This is a genomic window from Rudaea sp. 3F27F6, from assembly GCF_005503555.1.
GTDB lineage: Bacteria > Pseudomonadota > Gammaproteobacteria > Xanthomonadales > Rhodanobacteraceae > Rudaea.
This window is the reverse complement of record NZ_SCNG01000001.1, coordinates 1,070,397-1,087,855: the sequence shown is the minus strand read 5'-3', so window position 1 is coordinate 1,087,855 and position 17,459 is coordinate 1,070,397. Positions and strand designations below refer to the sequence as shown.

Genomic DNA, 17,459 nt, shown 5'->3' with positions numbered 1-17,459 from the left:
CGCAAAATCGCCGGAGTTGGACGCTGTTTGACGAAATCGATCTCCTCCCTGGCTATGCCATGGGCAATTGGGGACCGCGGCACAAACACGCGCTGAGAAAATCGATGAACACGCGCAACTTGGGCGGCATCTGCTTCTGGCTCGGCCAGAGCAGCCAGAACTGGCCCGATTGCGCCTCGTAGTCGGCGAGCACGCGCACCAGGCGTCCTTCGGCGAGCGCCGCATCGACGAGGAAGTTGACGCTGTAGATGATGCCGAGGCCATGGATCGCCGCGGTGATCGCCGCCTCGCTGTTGTTGCAGATCAGGCTGACCGGCAGCGCCGGCGGGCGTTCGTCAGGCTCGAGTTTCAGCGCCCACTCCTGCAGCTTGCCGCTGTGGGCGAAGCGGAAATGGATGCAGGCGTGTTTTTCCAGGTCGGCCGGCCGCTTCGGCACGCCACGGTCGGCGAGATAGTCGGGCGACGCGCAGAGGCGGAAGCAGAACGGCATCATCCGCCGTGCCTGCAGGCGCGAATCAGGCATGGCGCCGCTGCGGATCGCCAGGTCGAAACCATCGGCGACCACGTCGACAAGTTGGTCGTTGAAGTCGAGATCGAGTTCGATGTCGGGATAGCGCGCGCGGAACTCGGGCAGCACGGGCACGAGGAAACGATAGCCGTTGGTCGGCAGACTGACGCGCAGCCGCCCGCGCGGCGCCTGCATCGAATGAGTCAGGATCGCCTCGGTCTCGGCCAGTTCGTCGAGCAGCGGCCGGCAGCGCTCGTAGTAGAGCCGGCCCTGCTCGGTCAGGCTGACGTTGCGCGTATTGCGCTCGAACAGGCGTACGCCGAGTTCGGCTTCGAGCTTGGCCACGCTCTTGCCGACCGCCGACGCAGACATGCCGAGCAGGCGTGCGCTGGCGACGAAGCTGCGCGTTTCCGCAGTACGCACGAAGGCGAGGAGGCTGCCGAATTTGTCCATGGGCGGGGATCGAGCGCGGAAATTGAAGCGTATTTTTCCACAAAGAAAGGAAAGTCGGCCTATTTTTCGGAAATTGAAGCGCAGATAGCCTTTGTACGCCCTCTTTCCGATCCCGATTTTCTTATGTCTCTCCCCGCATCGACCTCTTCTGCAGAGCCCGCGCAGGCGCGTCTGGATCGCTATCTGATCCTGGCCGCGGTGTGTCTGGCCGGCCTCGTGCTGCCGTTGAATTTCACCGGGCCGCCGATCGCCATTCCGGCGATCGCCCACGAGCTCGGCGGCAGTCCGGCCGCGCTCAACTGGATGACCAACGCCTTCATGCTCGGCTTCGGCAGCTGCCTTATGGCTGCGGGCGGGCTCGCCGACGCGATCGGCCGCAAGCGCGTGTTCGCGCTCGGCATCGTCGGCTTCGCCGCCGCGTCGCTGGCGCTCGTGTTCACGCCGAATCTGCTCGTGCTCAACCTACTGCGCGCCGCGCAGGGTGTCGCCGCGGCCGCGGCGTTGGCCGGCGGCAACGCGGCACTCGCGCAGGAATTCCACGGTCCGGCGCGGCTGCGCGCGTTCAGCCTGCTCGGCACCACGTTCGGTGTCGGTCTCGCCTTCGGTCCGAGCCTGGCCGGCGCGCTCGTGCAGCAGTGGGGCTGGCGCACGATCTTCGTCTCCAGCCTCGTCGTCGCGGTCGCCGCCGCCGTGTTCGGCGTGCCGCGCATGCGCGAATCGCGTGACCCGGATGCGGCCGGCATCGATCTGCCCGGCAGTCTGGCCTTCACCGCGATGCTGGCCCTGTTCACCGCCGGCGTGCTCGAAGCGCCCGAGTACGGTTGGAGTCATCCGCTCGTGCTCGCCGCGCTCATCGCATCGGCGCTGCTGCTCGCGCTGTTCGTGCGCATCGAGCAGCGCATGGCGCGGCCGATGCTCGACTTGTCCTTGTTCCGTTATCCGCGCTTCGTCGGCGCGCAGTTGCTGCCGATCGGCACGGGTTTCTGCTATCTCGTTCTGATCGTCGTGCTGCCGGTGCGCCTGATCGGCGTCGACGGCTACAGCGCGCTCGACGCCGGTCTGTTGATGGCCGCCTTGTCTGCGCCGATGCTCGTGGTGCCGTTTCTCGGCGCGCTGCTGAGTCATCGCATCGCGCCGGGCGTGCTGTGCAGCGCGTCCCTGCTGCTCGCGACGGCCGGCCTGGTATGGCTCGGGCATCTTGCCGCGGGCGTGGCCGGCAGCGATTGGATCGCGCCGCTTATCGTTATCGGTATAGGCGCGGCGGTGCCGTGGGGGCTGATGGACGGCCTCGCGATCAGCGTGGTGCCGAAGGAACGCGCCGGCATGGCCGCCGGCATTTTCGGCGCGAGCCGCGTTGCCGGCGAAGGCATCGTGCTTGCGCTCGCGGCCGCGGCGCTGGCGACCCTGCTCGGCAAACGCCTGCTTGCGTCATTGCCGTTGTTGCAGGGCGATGCCTCGGCATCGGCGCTGCAGCGCCTGTCTATCGCCGATCCGGCCGGCGCTGCGCAGACGCTTGGCGCGGCTGCCGACGTAGGCGCGCTTTCACGGCTCTATTGCGATGCGTCGAGTACGCTGATCTATGGATTGGCCGTCGCGACCGCGGTCACGGCTGTGCTCGTGCTGGCCCTGCTCGGCACGGCCGCGGCGCACGAAGAGTCTGCGGCGGAGGAAGTGGCGACGGACGATGCGAGTGGTCTGCACGTCGCGCCGTGCGTCGATTGAGTAGTTTGCCTCAGCTCGGAGGCAGGTGCGGCGCCAGCCAGTGCGCCAAGGTTTCTTCGCTGAAGTAGCCGGCGCGCTGGGCGAGTAGTTTGCCGTCGGGCGCGATCAGCACGCTGTACGGCAGCACGCTCTTGGTGTCGCCGAAACGCAGCGACGGATCGTCCTCGTCGCTGCCGAGCAGAATCGGATAGCGCACCGGATATTGCTTGAGGAAGTCGCGCACCGCTTCGCCGTCGTCGATCGCGATGCCGACTACGCGGACGTTTTTGTCCGCGAGTTTTTCGTGGGTCGCGTCGAGCAGCGGCATTTCCTCGCGACACGGGCCGCACCAGGTCGCCCAGAAATTGAGCAGCACGAACTTGCCGTCGAATTCGGACAGACGGCGCGGCTTGCCTTCGAGATCGGTCAGTTCGAGATCGGCGCGCGTATCGCCGATCTTGAGCACGGTGACGCCGGGCGGTACCGGCTTGTCGGCGTAGCCGCCCATGCGGCTTGACGCGAACAGGCCGAGCGCGGCGCCGAAAATGGCGACGGCGACGATGATGAGATTGGAGCGATTGAACATGACGAGTCCGTGGAATGTCGTAAGGGCGCGATTCCTCGCGCCCTGTGTCTTGCCGCACGCCGACGAAGCCGAGGTCCGCCGCAGTGGATTGCGATTGAATGCTTTTCGGGCGTGCTGCGCGAAGGTCCGTCCCTAGGGGGCCGTTTTGCCTTCGAGCGCCTCCCGAACTATGCCGTGGGTCAATACAGTCGGCAAGGCGCGGCCTTCCTCGCCCTTGCGGAACACCACGTAGAGCGGCACGCCGACCGCGCGGAACTTCGCAAGGAAGGCTTCGATATCGGGATCGGGATTGGTCCAGTCGGCGACCATGAACACGGTGTCGGTGCGCTTGAGCAAATCGCGGAACGCGTCGGTATGCAGCACCGCGCGTTCGTTGACCTTGCAGGTCGTGCACCAGTCCGCGCCGACGTCGATGAAGACTGCCTTGCCCGATTTGCGCAGTTCGTCGAGCTTGGCGGGATTGAAAGCAACCTGATCTGCGTTGTTGGTCTGCGCGGCAGCCTGTCTTTCGAGTCGTGAGATCGCGTACAGCGGCGGCAGCGCGAGCAGCAGGGCGACCAGCGCGAGCGCTCGCCATGCACCGTTGCCGTAGCGGCTGCGTTCGAACCACCACAAGGCGAGTCCGAGCACGATCACACCGACGAGGACGAGGCCGATCGCATCGACGCCGCGCTGGTTGCCGAGCACCCAGATCAGCCACGCGGCGGTGAGATACATCGGAAAAGCGAGCAGTTGCTTGAGTGTCTCCATCCACGCGCCGGGCCGCGGCAGCAGACGCCCGAGCGCAGGCACGAAGCCGATCAGCAGGAACGGCAGGGCAAGACCCAAACCGAGCGCGATAAAGACGAGGAAGGCGACCACGGTCGAACTGGCGAACGCGAACGCCAGCGCCGAACCCATGAACGGCGCGGTGCACGGACTCGCGACGACAACGGCGAGGACGCCGGTGAAGAAGTCGCCGGCCGGTCCCGAGCGTGAGGCGAGGCCTTGGCCGGCATTGGTCAGGCCGACGCCGAACTGGACCACGCCCGACAGAGACAGGCCGATCGCGACGATCACGTAGACCAGGATCGCGACGATCAGCGGCTGCTGCAGTTGATAGCCCCAGCCATAGGCGAGCCCGGCCTGGCGCAGAGCGATCACGGCGAGGCCGACGGCGGCAAACGAAATCATCACGCCGGCGGTGTACCAGAGCACGTGGGTGCGCGCTTTCTCCGGCGACTCGCCGCCTTCTAGGATCGAGATCGCCTTGAGTGAAAGCACCGGCAGCACGCACGGCATTAGATTGAGGATCAGGCCGCCGAGCAGCGCGGCGAACAACGCGGCGAACAGCGAACCGGTGCCCGGCGCTTCCGGCCGCGCCTGCTGCTGCGCGCTGTCCATGGCCGCCGGCGCGGCTGCGTTGCCGGCCGTGCCGCCGCCGCTGGTCATCGTGACGTCGAGGCTGCGCGTCGTCGGCGGATAGCAGACGCTGCCTTCGAGGCAGCCCTGGAAAGTCGAGGTCAGTTTGAGCGCTTGACCGGCAGCGAGCCCCGACACGGCGACCGGCACCTCGACTTGATCGAAGTACACCGTGGTCTTGCCGAAGCTGGCGTCCTCATGCTGTTTGCCTTCCGGCCAGCGCGGTGCACCGAGCGTTGCATTGCTCGCACGGAACGAGGTCTTGTCGCGATAGAGGTAATAGCCCTTCGGCATGGTGAAGCGCACAAGCACTTCGTTGGGGCTGGTCGCGATCGCCTCGAACACGTAGGCCTTGTCGACCGGCAGCGGTTCGCCGGGATCGAGTGCGTTGCCGGAACTCGCTCCCGTGATCAGATTCGCGCCATTGCCGCTGACCGGCAGCACCGATGCGCCGCCGCCGCTCGCCGCGGGCAGCGAGACGGTGAGCTTTACCGTGTGCGGCGGATAGCAAATCTTCGGCGTGACTTCGTGACAGCCCTGGTAGCGCACCGCAAGCGTGACCTGCGCGGCATCGGCCGGCGCGGTCAGTTTCTGCGTCGAGGAAAAATCCTGGTGATACACCTCCACGTCGCCGAGAAATTCGTCGTGCTTCTTTTCGCCGGCCGGCAAGTCGTGCGCGCCGAGAGTGACGTTCGCATCGCTCGTCGTCGCCTTGATACGCTCGCGATAGAGGTAATAGTCCTTTGCGATTTTCCAGTCGAGGCGGATCGTCTCGCGATCGAGCGCCTTGGCTTCGAGCCGGTAGGCTTGCTCGACCAGCAGCAGTTCGTCCGCTTCCGCGGCACGGGCGCCGGGCGCAACGGACAGGCAGGCGAGAGCGGTCAGGAGGAGGCCGAGGCGCAGAAATTTCATCCGGGGATTGTCTCAGAGTTCGAAACCGGGAACAGGAGAGACCGGCATGGGCCGATCGCGCTTGCAAAGGTCGCAGCGTAATGTGATTTCGGTCAACAAATTTTGCGCGCCCGCTACGTAGCATAAACGTTGCCTATGTGAATGCGCTTTGCGGGGAGCGCGGTTCACCGTCGTGGCACGGTTCGTAGTTGCGTACGCCGTGCATCGGGATCGACGTTTTTCGCAGGAGTTTCGCTTGCGGGCGCCCGTGCGGCTTAATCTTTCATTAGGGGATACTCATGTCTGCTTTGCCTTGTTCTAGGCTTGCGCTGGCGGTTGCCTGCGCGCTTTCCGTCACTGTCTATGCTCAGGATGTCAGCGTGACTCCGCCGCCCGGCGGCGGTTTCGTGGTCAAGGACAGCAGCGGCAATGCCGTGCGCTTCAAGGTCGATGCGAACGGCAACGTCATCGTTCCGGGACTCGCCGCGGCCGGCCAGCAAAACACCCTCGTCTGTTTCAGTACGGCAACCGGCACCTTCGGCCCGTGTGCGCCGGGTTCTGGCGGCGGCTTGGTCGGCCCACAAGGCCCTACCGGTCCGACCGGCGCCGCGGGCGCAACCGGTCCGACGGGCCCGACCGGGGCGACCGGAGCCGGCGTGACAGGCCCGACCGGTGTCGCCGGCCCCACGGGTGCGACCGGTCCGGGCGGCACAGGCAGTGTCGGTCCTACCGGCCCGACCGGTGCCATCGGCGCCACGGGTCCGATCGGTGCACAGGGTGTGACCGGTCCGATCGGCGTCACGGGCGCAGCCGGTCCTACTGGCGCAACGGGAGCACAAGGCATCCCGGGTGCGACCGGTCCGGGTGGTACAGGCAGTGTCGGCCCTACGGGCCCGACCGGCGCAATCGGCGCCACGGGTCCGATCGGGGCACAGGGTGTGACCGGTCCGACCGGCGTCACGGGTCCAATCGGCGTAGTCGGTCCTACCGGCGCAACGGGAGCGCAAGGCATTCCGGGTCCGACCGGCCCAATCGGCAGTGTGGGCACGACCGGCGCGACGGGCGCCACCGGCGCGGGCAGTACTGGCCCGACCGGTCCGACGGGGTTGAACGGCGCAACCGGTCCGACCGGCGCAGCGGGGATCACCGGTCCGACCGGCCCTGCGGGCAGCGTGGGTGCTACGGGTCCGACCGGCAGCGTGGGCAGCCAAGGGCCGTTTGGACCCACGGGCCCGACCGGCGCAGCGGGGCCGACGGGACCGCAAGGCCTGGTCGGGTCTGTCGGCGCCACCGGAGCGACCGGGCCGACCGGCCCCGGCAATGCGGGCACGGGATCGAGCCCGGCCGGCATACCGTACAGCGTGACCGGACACGTGCTTGGTTCGGCCAGCTTTCAGTGGAATCCGGCGGGCAACGGCGGCGGAGCGGTCTTCAATTCCTCCCAGCTCACGATCGCGCCGACGGCCTGCACCGCGTCCTTCAAGGTGTTCTCGTTCATACCGATCGCCGGTCTGAACTATGCGCTGACGGCGGTCGTGCCGAGCCTCACCAGCCAAAACGGTACGGGCGGTGCGACGCTCGGCTCGTGCACGATAGCCAACGCGGCGACGTCGACCTCGGTACCGCAGGTTTGCTCGGCCAGCGGCATCGCGGTTCCGCCGAATACGCCGCTGGCCATCGTCGTCAGCGGAAACCTGCCGCCGTCGGGGACGTTCTACACGGGCTACACGAGTTTCTCCTGCCTGTAGCGCGTTGCTGCGGAGCGCGTCGTTTCGATGCGCTCCGCGGCTGCCGCCTCAGCCGCCATAGCGGCGCTGGCGCATCCATTTCGTCGCGATCCACTTCTCGCCGCGCAGCACGGGCAGGCCGCCGTGCAGCGTCTGCGGATCGACTTGGCCGAGGCTGTTGCAGTACTCGAAGTAAACCGCCGCGCCCTTCTTCGGGCCGACGGTCAGGCCGAGTTTCGGAAACACCGTCGCGCCGCCGTCCTCGACATCGTTGAGATAGATCACCAGGCTGGCCACACGCTGGCCGCCCTGGGCGAGATGCGCGTGGCTGCCGGCGTCTTCGGGCGGGAAATAATCGTAGTGCGGTGTGTATTCGCCGCCGGTGCGGTAGTGCAGGATCTGCAGGCCCTCGCCGTTTTCGATCGGCATGTTCATCAGCGCGGCGATGCGCCGGTCCAGGCGCGCGATGAAGGCGTCGGCGTTGAGCGGAAAATACGTGCCTTCGCTCGTGCGCCCGGCGATCACCTCGGCGCTGCCACGCTCGCGGTCGACGATGGTCGAACGCACGAGCTTGTGCGCGGACAGGCGCACGAGTTCGTCGCATTCCTGCGCGTCGAAGAGGTTGTCGACGAAGGCGACCGTCGGCCGTTCGATACGCAGCGTGATGCGCACGTCGCGGTTCGGCGTGCGGATCAGATTGCCTGCGGGCAGGCGCGGCGTTTCGTAAACGTAGACGCCGTTCGCCGCCGATGCGGTGGCCGCATCGCGACCACTCAGGCCGAACACCGCACTGCGCGCCGCATCGGCGGCGAAACCGGCGCGCATCATGTCGGCGATCATCACTTCCAGATCGCAACCGCGTGCGATGTTGTGCGCGATCCAGTCGCGCCATTCTTCCGGCACCTGTATGGCGGCATTCATGGCATCACCGTGCGTTTTGCGTCTGCGTCGAGAACGCGCAGTGTAGCGGTGCGCCCGCGTCGGCGTGAGATCACGCTGAAGTACATACGCCGGCGAATTGATGCGACGCGACGTGCTTACGTGAAAGATTTGTAATTCAATGCGTCCCACACAGCCCTAGGGCTTGTGGGGGAGGGTAGCCCGTCGCGAGCAATCGCGGCGGGCTTTTTCGTTTCGGGGCGCGTAGATGCGGCATTTTCCGCGGTGCGCGCGGATCGGCCGCGCGAAAACATCGCCTAGAATCGGCGCATGACTGCCGCCTTCGATCTCGCCAGCTTCGTCGCCCAACGCTATTCCGGTTTGCTCGCCCGCTGTCGCGAGGCCGGCGTGGTTCTGCACGACGACGCGGGCGTCGACGAGCGCGTGCGCCGTGTGTTGCTCGCGAGCGATTTCGCCGCGGAGAGTTTCCAGCGCGAGCCGGAACTGCTCTCGGCGAACGGCCTGATGCTGATGGCGAACCCGCACCACGCCGACACGCGTCCGCTCGCGCTCGACCCGGCGCTCGACGAGGCCGAAGCGATGCGCGCGCTGCGCCGCTACCGCCGCCGCGAGGCGGTGCGCCTGATCTGGCGCGACGTCAACGGCCTCGACACGGTCGAACAAACCCTGGCCGGTTCGACCGCGCTCGCCGAGTCCTGCCTCGCCGCCGCGCACGATTTCGGCGAGCGCGCGTTGATCCGCCGCCACGGCACGCCGCGCTCGGCCGACGGTGTCGCGCAACGGCTCGTCGTCATCGGAATGGGCAAGCTCGGCGGCGCCGATTTGAATTTCTCTTCCGACATCGACTTGGTCCTTGCCTTCGACGAAAACGGCGAAACTGACGGCGCGCGGCCGCTCGCCAACGAAACCTTTTTCGCCCGGCTCGGCCAGGCGCTGGTCAAGCTGCTCGCCGAGATCACGGTCGACGGTTACGTTTATCGCGTGGATCTGCGCCTGCGTCCGTTCGGCAGCGCGGGCCGCGTCGCGCTGTCGTTCGCCGCCATGGAGCAGTACTACCAGCGCGAGGGCCGCGACTGGGAGCGCTACGCCTGGATCAAGGCGCGCCCGGTCGCCGGCGACGCCAAGTCCGGCAAGCATCTGATCGAAACGCTGCGGCCGTTCGTCTACCGCCGCTATCTCGACTACACCGCGTTCGCCGGGCTGCGCGAGATGAAGGCGCTGATCGACGCCGAAGTCGCGCGCAAGGATCTCGAAGGCAATCTCAAACTCGGCGCGGGCGGCATCCGCGAGATCGAATTCATCGTGCAGTTGCTGCAATTGATCCGCGCCGGCCGCGAGCCCGCGCTGCGCGAACGCGGGCTGCTGCCCGCGCTTGCCGCCTGCGAGCGGCTCGGTGTGATCGCCGCCGACCGCGCCAAGCGCCTGCGCTCGGCGTATCTGCTGCTGCGCCGCGCCGAAAACCGCGTGCAGATGTTCCGCGACGAACAGACGCACGAGTTGCCCGACGACCGCGACGCGCGCGCGCGCGTCGCGCAGACCTTGGGCTATGCGAACGTCGAGGCGCTCGAAGTCGAACTGGCGCGCGTGCGCGCCGACGTCGCCGCGATCTTCGCCGAAGTGATGGCACCGCTGCAGGCCGACGAGCGCCCGCTCGCCGCGGCGGCGACGAGTTATGTGCGTCGCGTCGCCGAAGGCAGCGCGGACGCGATGATGCTGCAGGTGCTCGGCTACAAAGACGCGGAGGCGCTGCATGCCAAAACCGTCGCGCTCGTGCACACGGCACGCACCATGTCGGCGCGCGGGCACGCGCGCCTCGATGCGCTGCTGCCGATCCTGATCGACGAGGCGGCGCGTGGTGTGGCTCCCGATGTCTGCCTCGAACGCCTGCTGCGCCTGCTGCACGGCGTGATCCGCCGCTCCGCCTATCTGGCGCTGCTCGAAGAACAGGCCGGCGCGCGCCGCCGCCTCGTCGCGCTGTTCGCCGACAGCGCATTGCTCGCCGAGCGTGTCATCGCGCATCCACTCCTGCTCGACGACCTGCTCGACGCGCGCCTGGAAACCCAGGCGCCGAGCCACGACGAGCTGATCGCGTCGTCCCGCCGCCATCTCGCCAACGTGCCCTTGGAAGACACCGAGGCGCGCCTGGTCGTGCTGCAGGAGGAGAAGAACAGCGCTTCGTTCCGCGTCGGCCTCGCCTACCGTAGCAGGCATCTCGGTGCGGCGGCGACCGCGCGCGGCTTGTCCAACACCGCCGATTTCGTCGTCGCCGAACTGCTTGCGATGGCGACGCGCGAAATCGAGCGCCAGCACGGACGCCTCGGCGCGGGAGCCGATGACGCCGGCCTCGCCGTGATCGGCTACGGCAGCCTCGGCGGCGCCGAACTCGGTTTCGGCTCGGACCTCGATCTGGTCTTCGTCTACAACGACGCGTACGTACACGCCGAGAGCGACGGCCAGCGTCCGCTCGACGGCATGCGCTACTACGCGCGCATCGCCCAGCGCATCGTCAACTGGCTCGGCGTGCAGACCCATGCGGGCAAGCTCTACGAAGTCGACGTACGCCTGCGCCCCGACGGCGGCAAGGGCCTGCTGGTGACGAGCATGAAGTCGTTCGCGGAGTATCAGCGCGAGCGCGCCTGGGTCTGGGAACAGCAGGCGCTCGTGCGTGCGCGGCCGATTGCCGGCGATGCGGCGACGCTCGCGCGCTTTGCCGGGGTGCGCGCGGCCGCGCTCGCGCAGCCGCGCCGGGCGCAGGACGTGATCGAGCAGGTTGCCGGGATGCGCGAGCGCTGGCGCGTGGAGCGCGACCGTTCGAGTGCAGAACTGTTCGATCTGAAGCAGGGCCAGGGTGCCCTGCTCGACATCGAATTCCTGCTGCAGGCGATGGTGCTGATCCACTCGCGCGCGCATCCGGCCTTGCTGCGCAGTGGCAATACGGCGACCCTGATCGCGCTCGCGCGGCAGGCGGGGCTGTTCGACAGCGCCCAGGCGCGCGCGCTTGCCGATGCGCATGCGGCGCTGCTCGCGCGTTCGCTGACCTGCACGCTCGACGCGCGTCCGCGCCTCGTCGAGCGCGATGCGGAACTGTTGCGCCACACGCGCACGGTGATCGACGCCGCGGCGCGTTTCGGCCTGTAGCCGTCGATTCGTTGCGGCTTAGGTCGCTTCGAGAGCGACAGTGACGTCGGGCCGCGTCGCTTCGATGCGATGCCAGACCTTGCTCGCGACCGCGGCCATCTCGCGCAGCGGCGGCGGCTGATGCGCGGGCGAAAATTCCGCGTGGATATCGTGCAGCCAACCCTGATCGATGAGTTCGGCGTGGAGGGCGGCGAGTTTGGCCGGCGGATTGGCCGGCAGCGACGTGAACACCGGCGCGCCGGTCGCGCAGGCTTCGCTGAGCATATTGACCGAGTCGGGCGTGACGACGATGCGGTCGGCGACGGCGAGATAGCCCGGATACGGATTCGCACCGTCGGCGTCGCCGCCCCAAAAACAGGTGGTGCCGTTCTTCAACGCGGAGCGCAGGCGCTCGCGCCATTCGGGCGGCGTGCGTCGCGACGTGGTGACCAGCATCGAGCCGCCGTCGCGCTCGCGCCACTGTTCGAGCCGGGCGAGCAGGGCGCCGAACCAGGCGTCGTCCACGTTCAGGCCGTGGCGGCGGCCGCCGACGAGCAGGGCCGTGCGCGGCTGCGGCAATTGTTGCAATGTGGAAAATTCCACTTTTGCGTCGGCGAGCCAGGTGTCGTCGACCGGATTGAGCGAACCGATCGTCTGGATCACGTTGTCGCCTTCAAGGCCGTCGTGGCGCGGGGCGACGACGAGATCGAAATGCGCGGGGTCGACGCGCGGGTCGAGAATCTGCACGGCGTAAGTGGCGCCGCCGCTCGCCTCGCGCAGGGCGCGCGTGATCACGGCGGCATGGCGCCCGCAACCGATCGCGAGCGCGGGCCACGGTGCCGACAGCGTTTGCCATTGCCAGCGCAGGATCGATAGACGCGCACCGCGCGTGAACCCCGGCCCGATCCAGCGCCACGGTGCGCGTAGTGCGATGCGCAGCACGCGCGGCGAAACCCGCATCGCGAGCGCGAGCGACAGCGCTTGGCGCTCGTTGCCGGCCGCGCCGTCGGTAATGGCCACGACTCCCGCGGCGCGTCCTCGGCGATGGGGTGATTCCTGCTTCACGCGACGATTGTACGTTTGATATGCCTCACCGTTCTATCCGCGGACACAATCACGGGGATTGCGGGTCGATATACTGCGCCCATCTTTGCCGGACCGGCAGCGGTTCTCTTCGCTGCGCTGCTTTCGCCTAACGTTCCGTTTACCGATTGTTTGCTGTAGTTCCGACACCAACCCGAGAGGATTTCCCCATGAAACGTTTGACCTTGGCCGTACTGCTGTTCGCCAGCCTGCCCGTTTTCGCCGCCGATGGCGCGAAGGCGCCCGCCACCGAGAAGTACGACATCGATGCGTCGCACAGCGGCGTGACCTTCGGCTGGAATCACTTCGGCTTCTCCAACCCGACCGCGCGCTTCGACAAGATCGAAGGCAGCCTGCAGCTCGACAAGGCCGACCTGAGCAAGTCGTCGGTGTCCGTCACCCTGCCGCTCGACGGCCTCGACACCGGCGTGGCCAAACTCGACGAACACCTGAAGAGCCCGGACTTCCTCGACGCAGCCAAGTATCCGACCATTACGTTCAAAAGCACCAAGGTCGAGAAGGCCGGCGACAACGGCCTCAAGATCACCGGCGATCTGACCGTGCACGGCGTGACCAAGGCGGTGACGCTCAACGCCAAGGTCAACAAGATCGGCCTGTTCGAGATGGGCCCGTACAAGGCCCAGGCGGCCGGCTTCGACGCCGAAACCGTCATCAAGCGCTCGGATTTCGGCGTCGGCAAGTACGCGCCTGCGGTGAGCGACGACATTCCTGTGCGCATCACGCTCGACGCCAAACAGGCGCAGGCGAAGTAAGTTTCGATTGCAGTTTCTTCTCACCCGAAAGAGTCGCAGCGCGCGAGTGCGGCGGAAAAGTCTGCGAGGCGGTGAGGAAAGGGCGTTTCGGCCCTGAAAGCGGTGGGTGAGGAATCCTTCTCACCCGCTGCGAAGTACGCAGCGATCTTGTTGCCGGCGATACTCAGCCGTTCTTGACGCCCTGCGTCTTGAGCGCTTCGAGTCCGGCGAGATTGAGGGCGCCGGTCGCGGCCTTGAGCGCGTCGACGTTCGGCACGCGCGAGCCTTTCACCGCGACGACGAAGCGATCGCCGAGCACGATGGTGTATTCGCCGCTGCCCGAGTTGTTCCATTTCTCGTGGGTGAGGCGGCCGCCTTGGCGGTAGGTCTTCTCGTAACCCTGGTCGTTCTGCTGTTCGCTCTCGACGCCGGCGAAACCGGCGAGCGCCATCAAGCCCTTGGCGCCGCCCATGTCGGAAACGGTGAGTTCGTAGCTCGGGCCATCGCCCGAGCCATAGCGCGCTTCCGCCACCGACACCTGCACGCCCATCGGCGACTGCTTCTGCACCGAGAAGCCCGTGCGCGGCAGGCCGCCGAGCGTGTCCGGCACGAAAGGCTTCAGCGCATCGGGGGCGAGCGCCTCCACCTGTGCGCCGCCGCCGAGCACGGCGCCGAGCATCTGCCCGGCGGCCTGGGCCTGCGCGTTCGCGTCGCCGGACTTCTGTGCGGCTTCGAGCTTCTTGCTCGCCGCGTCGGCGCGCTGGCCCATTGCGGCGAGCGCGCCGAGCGCGCTGTCCTTGTCCGGCGTGTAGGTCGACGAGCTGTGCAGGCCGCCGGTCATCGCGCCCGACATGGCGGCGCTCAGGCCGGTCACGCTCGCGAGCACGACGCCGAGAACGAGCGAGAGGACGAAGGCGACGATGATTGTTACGGCTGCGTAGCCGCCTGCCTTTTCCTGCGGACACTTCATTGTGCTCGGCAGGCCGATGTAGAGCAGGTAGATGCCGTAAATGGCCGCGGCGAGCACTGCGAGCGAACCGAGGATTCCGACCAGGCCGAGCACGCTCGCGATCCATCCCGCCGTGTTCGCATAGGCGATCGACTTGAGCGCCTGCACCTGATTTTTCTCGCCGCCGAACGTCGGCGCGAGTGCGTCGATGATCAGCATCATCAGATAGCAGACGCCGAGCGCGAGCACATAGGTCACCACCATCTGCGTGATGCCGGCGCCGATGCCGAGGCGGAAGTTGCCGAGGAACGGAATCGCCGTGCCGATAATGCTGAGCTTGAGGAACTGTATGACCGCCGGTATCGCGGCGAGAATCATGACGTAGTTGGTGAAGATGCCCTGCACCGTATCCTGTTCGGCGGCGATTACCGGCCATTCGGTTTTCGGCGTGAGCAGGATATTTTTGGCGCGCGCGATCAGTTTATTGAAGTCCATTGCGATTTCCCCGTCGGAAGTGGCGTCCGATGCATCATACTCATTCTTTGTGTCGCCGAAATGCGGCCCTGCACAATGGCCGACAGCCGATTGCGTCACATTTCTGCGCGGGCGCGGCGAACCTTGCTAGAATTCGCTTCTCCAGCCGCTCCACAGCTCAGTTTCCAAGGAAAATCGCGCCATGACCGCCGCCGCCGTTGCCCCGAACAATCCCGCCGCGGCCAAGACGATTCCCGCCAATGCGGAGAATCGCTACGAGGTCACCGTGGCCGACCTGCCGCTGTCCTGCCCGATGCCGGGCATGTCGCTGTGGAATTCACACCCGAAGGTCTATCTGCCGATCGAGGCGACCGGCAGCGCGAAGTGCCCGTATTGCGGCGCGGTCTACACGCTCAAGAGCTGACCTGCGCCGCCGCGCGTCGCGATGCCCGCGCGTTCCCTGACAGTCGTGCAATTGCTGCCTGCGCTCAACGCGGGCGGGGTCGAACGTTCCACGCTTGAAATTGGCGCGGCGCTGGCTGCGGCCGGGCATCGTTCGATCGCGATTTCTGCCGGCGGGCGCCTCGTCGAGAAATTCGTCGGGCAGGGCAGCGAACATATCGCCGTCGACATCGGCCGTAAATCGCTTGCGACCCTTCGCCATATTTGGACGCTTAGACGTCTATTCACCGAGATCAATCCGGACATCGTGCACGCACGCTCGCGCCTGCCGGCATGGATCGGCTGGCGCGCGCTCGGCGGACTGCGCGATGCACGGCCGCATTTCGTGACCACCGTGCACGGCCTCAATTCGCCTGGGCGCTACAGCGCGATCCTGACTCGCGGCGAACGCGTGATCTGCGTATCGAACACCTTGCGCGATTATGTGCTGCGCCATTATCCGCAGCTCGATCCGGGGCGTATCGCGGTGATTCCGCGCGGAATCGATCCGGCCGAGTTTCCGCGCGACTATTGCGCGAGCGAAGCGTGGCGCGCGCATTTCCTCGACGAATTTCCGCAGCTCGGCGGCGGCAAGCTGTTGACCCTGCCGGGCCGCGGCACGCGGCTCAAAGGCCATCGCGACGCGGTGGAACTGCTCGCGAATCTGCGCGCGCGCGCGATCGATGCGCGCCTGCTCCTGCTCGGCGCGCGCGAAGCGGGGCGCGAAGCCTACATCGAGGAAGTCGAGGCGCTCGCGCGCGAACGCGGCGTCTTCGATCGTCTCGCGATCACGCCGCCGCGCAGCGATGTGCGCGAGGTCTATGCGATATCCGATCTGATCCTGCAGTGTTCGACCCAGCCGGAATCGTTCGGCCGCACCGTGGTCGAGGCGCTGTCGCTGGGCCGGCCCGTGCTCGGCTACGCGCATGGCGGTGTCGGCGAACTGCTTGCCGAGCTGTATCCGCGCGGCGGCGTGGCGCTCGGTGATGCCGCTGAGCTGTGGGAACGCGCGGTCGAATTGCTGCAGGCGCCGCCGCCGGTGGCGCCGCTGGAAAAATATCGCCTGGCCGATATGCAAGCGTCGACCTTGCGGTTGTACGCCGACATCGCCGCGCGAGGCTGATGCGCGCGCAGGCTACAATCGCGGCGCCGGCGCGGGGCCGGCAAGGAAGATTCCACTGATGTCATCGGCCGCACCCTCGAATCCGTTGCGCGATCTGTGGCCGGCACTGCTCGTGCTCGGCGTGCTCGTGCTGCTGCCGCTCGGTATCGGCGCGGCGACCGTGCCGATCGCACTCTGCGCGATCGCCGGCCTCGTCTTAGCTTGGCGCGAACGGCATGGGCTGCGCAGCGATGCCGGTGTCCGTCTGGCCGCTGCGTTGTTCGCCTGCTACTGGCTCGCCGCATTGATCTCGGCATTCGATTCGGTTGCGCCGGGCAAGTCCTGGGGCACGGTCGCCGGCGCGCTGCGCTTTCTGCCTTTCGCGGTCTTCGCCTGCCTCGCCCACGGCAAGGCGCAGGCATGGCCGCGCATGGTGCAGGCGATCGGTGCGGTCGTTGCGCTGTGGTTGCTCGATGCCTGGATACAGGCGCTGACCGGTTACGGCATCGCCGGTGCTTCCGATCCGGAGCGCCTGTCCGGCATTTTCGGCGCGGGCAATCTCAAGCTCGGTCCCGCGCTCGCGGTGTTGTCGCCGTTCGTGCTTGCGGCCGCGCGCGAACGCTTCGGCCGCATCGGTCTCATTGTCGCCTTCGTGTTCGCGTTGGTGCCGATTCTGCTGGCCGGCGAGCGCTCGGGCTGGCTCATGTATGCGCTGGTCGCGCTCGCCTTCGTCTGGCGCGAGGCCGGCACGCCGCTGCGTTTCGTCGGCTGGAGTTCGGCGACCGCAATGGTTGCGGCCGTGCCCGTGCTGTTCGCGCTGCACGCTTCGCCGGCGTTCGACGCACGTGTCGATCGCACCCTGCATGCGCTGCAGGGCACCGAAGCCGCGGTGGACTACGCGAGTTCGGGGCGCAGCATGCATATCTGGCCGACTGCGTTGCGCATGGTCGAGGCGCATCCGTTCAACGGCGTCGGCGTGCGCGCGTTCCGCTATGCCTATGCGCAGTACGCAGGGACGAACGATCAGTTCGCCAATGCCGATCCCGACGAGGGCGCGCTGCACGCACACCAGATCGTGCTCGAGGTGCTCAGCGAGACCGGCGCAATCGGTCTGCTGCTCTGGATCGCCGGTTTCGTATTCGCCTGGCGCGCATGGCGGCGTGCCGATGCCGATGCGCGCGCGCGCGCGTTCGCGCCCGCACTCGCACTCGTTGCGATGACCTTTCCGTTCAATACCCATCTGGCGTTTTATTCGGCGTGGTGGGGGCTCGTGTTCTGGTGGCTGCTTGCGCTTTACTGCGCCGCGTTGAATGCGGGCGGCGCGCAGGCGCGGCCCGTCGGGTGATCGCGCGCTGCTTCGAGCCCGCCGATTGC

At 67.0% G+C, this 17,459-nt stretch carries 13 protein-coding genes; 7 read left to right on the top strand and 6 right to left on the bottom strand.

Annotation, left to right across the window (positions count from 1 at the left end):
- Window positions 1–52 precede the first annotated feature (52 nt).
- On the bottom strand, window positions 53–961 hold the full coding sequence (locus FFS30_RS04670) for a LysR family transcriptional regulator (protein WP_137911924.1): 909 nt from the start codon (window positions 959–961) through the stop codon (window positions 53–55).
- A 123-nt stretch (window positions 962–1,084) separates the two neighbouring features.
- Between FFS30_RS04670 and FFS30_RS04665 the strand changes: the two genes are divergently transcribed.
- Window positions 1,085–2,683, top strand: a complete 1,599-nt coding sequence (locus FFS30_RS04665) for an MFS transporter (RefSeq protein WP_137911923.1) — start codon at window positions 1,085–1,087, stop codon at window positions 2,681–2,683.
- A 10-nt stretch (window positions 2,684–2,693) separates the two neighbouring features.
- On the opposite strand, the gene FFS30_RS04660 is transcribed toward FFS30_RS04665, so the two are convergent.
- Together FFS30_RS04660 and FFS30_RS04655 are read right to left on the bottom strand one after the other, a co-directional pair.
- Entirely contained in the window at window positions 2,694–3,248 is a 555-nt protein-coding gene (locus FFS30_RS04660; protein WP_137911922.1) for a TlpA disulfide reductase family protein, read from the bottom strand.
- A 132-nt stretch (window positions 3,249–3,380) separates the two neighbouring features.
- Window positions 3,381–5,561, bottom strand: a complete 2,181-nt coding sequence (locus FFS30_RS04655) for a protein-disulfide reductase DsbD (RefSeq protein WP_137911921.1) — start codon at window positions 5,559–5,561, stop codon at window positions 3,381–3,383.
- 278 nt (window positions 5,562–5,839) lie between these two features.
- On the opposite strand from FFS30_RS04655, the gene FFS30_RS24400 reads away from it, so the two are divergent.
- On the top strand, window positions 5,840–7,288 hold the full coding sequence (locus FFS30_RS24400) for a collagen-like protein (protein WP_212742398.1): 1,449 nt from the start codon (window positions 5,840–5,842) through the stop codon (window positions 7,286–7,288).
- A gap of 48 nt (window positions 7,289–7,336) precedes the next feature.
- Here the strand turns inward: FFS30_RS24400 and FFS30_RS04645 are convergent, their stop codons facing one another.
- Window positions 7,337–8,188, bottom strand: coding sequence for a 2OG-Fe(II) oxygenase (locus FFS30_RS04645; RefSeq protein WP_137911920.1), 852 nt, complete (start codon window positions 8,186–8,188; stop codon window positions 7,337–7,339).
- Window positions 8,189–8,476: 288 nt separating this feature from the next.
- On the opposite strand from FFS30_RS04645, the gene glnE reads away from it, so the two are divergent.
- Window positions 8,477–11,305 carry a bifunctional [glutamate--ammonia ligase]-adenylyl-L-tyrosine phosphorylase/[glutamate--ammonia-ligase] adenylyltransferase gene (gene glnE / locus FFS30_RS04640; RefSeq protein ID WP_137911919.1) on the top strand — a complete coding sequence of 943 codons (2,829 nt, stop codon included), beginning with the start codon at window positions 8,477–8,479 and terminating at the stop codon, window positions 11,303–11,305.
- A gap of 18 nt (window positions 11,306–11,323) precedes the next feature.
- Here the strand turns inward: glnE and FFS30_RS04635 are convergent, their stop codons facing one another.
- A complete protein-coding gene (locus tag FFS30_RS04635; protein ID WP_249352169.1) occupies window positions 11,324–12,304 on the bottom strand; it encodes a mitochondrial fission ELM1 family protein in 981 nt (326 codons plus the stop codon).
- Window positions 12,305–12,537: 233 nt separating this feature from the next.
- Between FFS30_RS04635 and FFS30_RS04630 the strand changes: the two genes are divergently transcribed.
- Window positions 12,538–13,140, top strand: a complete 603-nt coding sequence (locus FFS30_RS04630; protein ID WP_137911918.1) for a YceI family protein — start codon at window positions 12,538–12,540, stop codon at window positions 13,138–13,140.
- A gap of 163 nt (window positions 13,141–13,303) precedes the next feature.
- On the opposite strand, the gene FFS30_RS04625 is transcribed toward FFS30_RS04630, so the two are convergent.
- A complete protein-coding gene (locus tag FFS30_RS04625; RefSeq protein WP_137911917.1) occupies window positions 13,304–14,563 on the bottom strand; it encodes a Yip1 family protein in 1,260 nt (419 codons plus the stop codon).
- Between the two features lie 181 nt (window positions 14,564–14,744).
- Between FFS30_RS04625 and FFS30_RS04620 the strand changes: the two genes are divergently transcribed.
- From FFS30_RS04620 to FFS30_RS04610, 3 genes are read left to right on the top strand one after another with little or no spacing between them, the layout of a single operon-like run.
- A complete protein-coding gene (locus FFS30_RS04620; RefSeq protein ID WP_137911916.1) occupies window positions 14,745–14,966 on the top strand; it encodes a zinc-finger domain-containing protein in 222 nt (73 codons plus the stop codon).
- Between the two features lie 21 nt (window positions 14,967–14,987).
- A complete protein-coding gene (locus tag FFS30_RS04615) occupies window positions 14,988–16,106 on the top strand; it encodes a glycosyltransferase (protein ID WP_137911915.1) in 1,119 nt (372 codons plus the stop codon).
- Window positions 16,107–16,164: 58 nt separating this feature from the next.
- On the top strand, window positions 16,165–17,430 hold the full coding sequence (locus tag FFS30_RS04610; RefSeq protein WP_249352167.1) for an O-antigen ligase family protein: 1,266 nt from the start codon (window positions 16,165–16,167) through the stop codon (window positions 17,428–17,430).
- Window positions 17,431–17,459: the final 29 nt, after the last annotated feature.

What these genes read in the sequence shown, in the direction of transcription:
- FFS30_RS04615 (WP_137911915.1), top strand. Translation starts at nt 14,988, where the DNA reads ATGCCCGCGCGTTCCCTGACAGTCGTGCAATTGCTGCCTGCGCTCAAC.
- FFS30_RS04610 (WP_249352167.1), top strand. Translation starts at nt 16,165, where the DNA reads ATGTCATCGGCCGCACCCTCGAATCCGTTGCGCGATCTGTGGCCGGCA.
- FFS30_RS04660 (WP_137911922.1), bottom strand. Translation starts at nt 3,248, where the DNA reads ATGTTCAATCGCTCCAATCTCATCATCGTCGCCGTCGCCATTTTCGGC.
- FFS30_RS04665 (WP_137911923.1), top strand. Translation starts at nt 1,085, where the DNA reads ATGTCTCTCCCCGCATCGACCTCTTCTGCAGAGCCCGCGCAGGCGCGT.
- FFS30_RS04645 (WP_137911920.1), bottom strand. Translation starts at nt 8,188, where the DNA reads ATGAATGCCGCCATACAGGTGCCGGAAGAATGGCGCGACTGGATCGCG.
- FFS30_RS04620 (WP_137911916.1), top strand. Translation starts at nt 14,745, where the DNA reads ATGACCGCCGCCGCCGTTGCCCCGAACAATCCCGCCGCGGCCAAGACG.
- FFS30_RS24400 (WP_212742398.1), top strand. Translation starts at nt 5,840, where the DNA reads ATGTCTGCTTTGCCTTGTTCTAGGCTTGCGCTGGCGGTTGCCTGCGCG.
- glnE (WP_137911919.1), top strand. Translation starts at nt 8,477, where the DNA reads ATGACTGCCGCCTTCGATCTCGCCAGCTTCGTCGCCCAACGCTATTCC.
- FFS30_RS04625 (WP_137911917.1), bottom strand. Translation starts at nt 14,563, where the DNA reads ATGGACTTCAATAAACTGATCGCGCGCGCCAAAAATATCCTGCTCACG.
- FFS30_RS04630 (WP_137911918.1), top strand. Translation starts at nt 12,538, where the DNA reads ATGAAACGTTTGACCTTGGCCGTACTGCTGTTCGCCAGCCTGCCCGTT.
- FFS30_RS04670 (WP_137911924.1), bottom strand. Translation starts at nt 961, where the DNA reads ATGGACAAATTCGGCAGCCTCCTCGCCTTCGTGCGTACTGCGGAAACG.
- FFS30_RS04655 (WP_137911921.1), bottom strand. Translation starts at nt 5,561, where the DNA reads ATGAAATTTCTGCGCCTCGGCCTCCTCCTGACCGCTCTCGCCTGCCTG.